General features: G+C 69.1%; 2 protein-coding genes. One reads left to right on the top strand and one right to left on the bottom strand.

Going from position 1 to position 2,255, the window contains the following annotated elements; all coding sequences use genetic code 11:
- Positions 1 to 199 (top strand): DNA/RNA nuclease SfsA (locus ACHHTY_RS12010; RefSeq protein WP_395494411.1); only part of this gene is annotated, 199 nt, incomplete at its 5' end.
- Positions 200 to 475: 276 nt separating this feature from the next.
- Here the strand turns inward: ACHHTY_RS12010 and ACHHTY_RS12005 are convergent.
- Positions 476 to 2,255 (bottom strand): complex I subunit 5 family protein (locus ACHHTY_RS12005; RefSeq protein ID WP_395494409.1); only part of this gene is annotated, 1,780 nt, incomplete at its 5' end.

The following is a 2,255-nucleotide window of genomic DNA, read 5'->3' as shown; positions in this document are numbered from 1 at the left end:
CCCCATGCTCTTCTGCGTCCAGCGGGGCGACGCCCGCTCCTTTGCCCCGGCAGCCGCCATCGATCCCGCCTACGCCGCCGCTTTGGGCCGGGCCGCCGCCGGCGGGGTCCTGGTCCTGGCCTACCGGGCGACCCCGACGCCGGTGGGGATCGTGGTCGATACCCCTTTGCCGGTGGTTTTGGCGGGGGGATTTGGTTAACCACAGAGGACACAGAGGACACGGAGAGGTTGGGTTTGATGGCACGGCTTGGGTTCTGGGGGAAGGGCACCGGGCTTGCGGAGTAGTGCTTTAAATGCTCAATTTTTTAAGTATCTCTGTGTTCTCTGTGCTCTCTGTGGTCAACAATGCCAACCTCGCCACAAATCCCCAGCCGTCTTGCTTGCCCGCGTAGCTTTTTTGTTTAACCACAGAGGACGCAGAGGACACAGAGGGCGCAGAGAGGTTGTTTTTGGTGGAGCGGTTTGTGGCCCCCGATCAGAGCAGGCCGAAGAAAAAGAGGAAAATCAGCAGCAGGCAGGAGCAGCCGGCCAGGGACCAGGAAGCGAGCCGTTCCTCGACCCGGCGGCTTATTTCCGCCAAACCTTCGAGCAGGTGGCGTTGCCGGCGCTCCCCGGCCGCGGCCACCCCCCGCAAGCCTTCCCGCCATTTTGCTTCCCAGGCGGCGATGATCTGCAGCAGCCCCGCCTCTTCTGCGGTGCCGGCCAACTTGTCGTCCGCCGCCATGATGGTTTCGCCGACCTGGTCCGGCCGTTCCCGCTCCCGGCGGCTGGCCCGGCCGTAAGGCAACTCCCGGCCATAAATCAAACCGGCCAGCAGCAGGGCCAGCAGGATCGGGGCCAGGGCGCCCAGGTGCTTGGCCCAGCCGCCGGCGGAGGTCGGCAGCAGTTCAGCCGGCAGCAAGAGGGGCCAGAATAGCGGCAGGCCGGAGATCACCAGCAAACCCCAGGGCAGCAGCAGGCCCGCCGCTCCGCTTCCGGCGGCGGCCGGCGGTCCCGGCCCGGCCGCGTTCTCGCCCGGCCGGCGCCATTTTTCCCCCAGCAGGGCCAGAAAATGGATCAGCAGCAAGGCGGTCAGCACACTGCTGAGGCTCAGCAGCAGACTGAACAGGCGCGGCCCCCAGAGGGCCCCGGCCCCCTCGGCCGGCAGCAGCAGCACGATGGCGGCCTGGCCGCCGGCCAAAAGCTGGCCCTTGGCGAGAAAACCGCTGGTGCCGGGAGCCCCGGCCAGGGAAAGGGCCGGCAGCAGCACCCCCAGGGCCAGCAGGATTCCGGCCGGCGACCAGCCGCCCCCGGTCCCCCTCTCAGCCCGGGCCGGGGCCAGCAGGGCCCGGGCTCCGACCACTCCCACCGCCAGGAACAGGGCCCCCTTGGCCAGGCCGTGATGGACCGCGTAAACCTGGACCGCCGCCAGGGTCTCGGGATAGGCGGCGGGCACGGCCAGGCCCAGGCCCAGGCCGGCGGTGATCAAACCCATCTGGCTGATGCTGGACCAGGCCAGCACCGTCTTGGGTTCATTGCGGCGCAGGCCGACCACGGCCCCGTAGAAGGCGGCGAAGAGCCCCAGCAGCAGCAAAAGCAGGCCCCATTCCGGCAGGGTGCTCTCCCCCGGCGGCAGAAAACGGAGCCAGCCCAGCAGTCCGGCCTTGATCATCGCCCCGGAGAGTACGCTGCTGGCCGGAATCGGGGCGGCGGGATGGGCCAGGGGCAGCCAGAAGTGGAGGGGCGGCAGGCCGGCCTTGATGGCGAAGCCGACCAGGAAAAAGGCGCTGAAGGGGGTGGCGGCGGCCCCGGCCGGGGTCAGGCCCAGCAGGCCGCCGGCCGTGTAAACCAGGCCGATCAGGCCGATGAAGATCGCCACTTCGCCCAGGATCACCAGCACCAGGTAGATCCGGCCGGCCCGCAGGGCGGCGGGATCGCGGCGATGAATCACCAGGCCGTAGGCGCTCAGGCTCATCAGGGTGAAGCAGACATTGAAGCTGACCAGGTCCTGGGCTACGATCAGGCCGAAATTGCCGGCCATGGCGGCCAGCAGAAAGAGGAAAAACTGGCGGGGCCGGGGATCGCCGGCCAGGTGGCGGCCGGCGAACCAGGCCGCCAGCAGCCAGAGCCAGGCGCTCAGGAGCAGAAAGGGGCGGCCGGTGGCATCCAGGGCCAGTTCGGTCCCCAGCAGCAGCCAGGGCAGGGCCAGGGGCTGGCCTTCCTGGCCCAGCAGAGCCAGCAGCAGGGCCGGCAGGGCGGTCAGGGGCAACCGTCGA

It is taken from the genome of Desulfurivibrio nitratireducens, from assembly GCF_044068515.1.
In the GTDB taxonomy this organism is placed as follows: domain Bacteria; phylum Desulfobacterota; class Desulfobulbia; order Desulfobulbales; family Desulfurivibrionaceae; genus Desulfurivibrio.
This window is presented reverse-complemented; position numbering and strand designations above follow the sequence as displayed.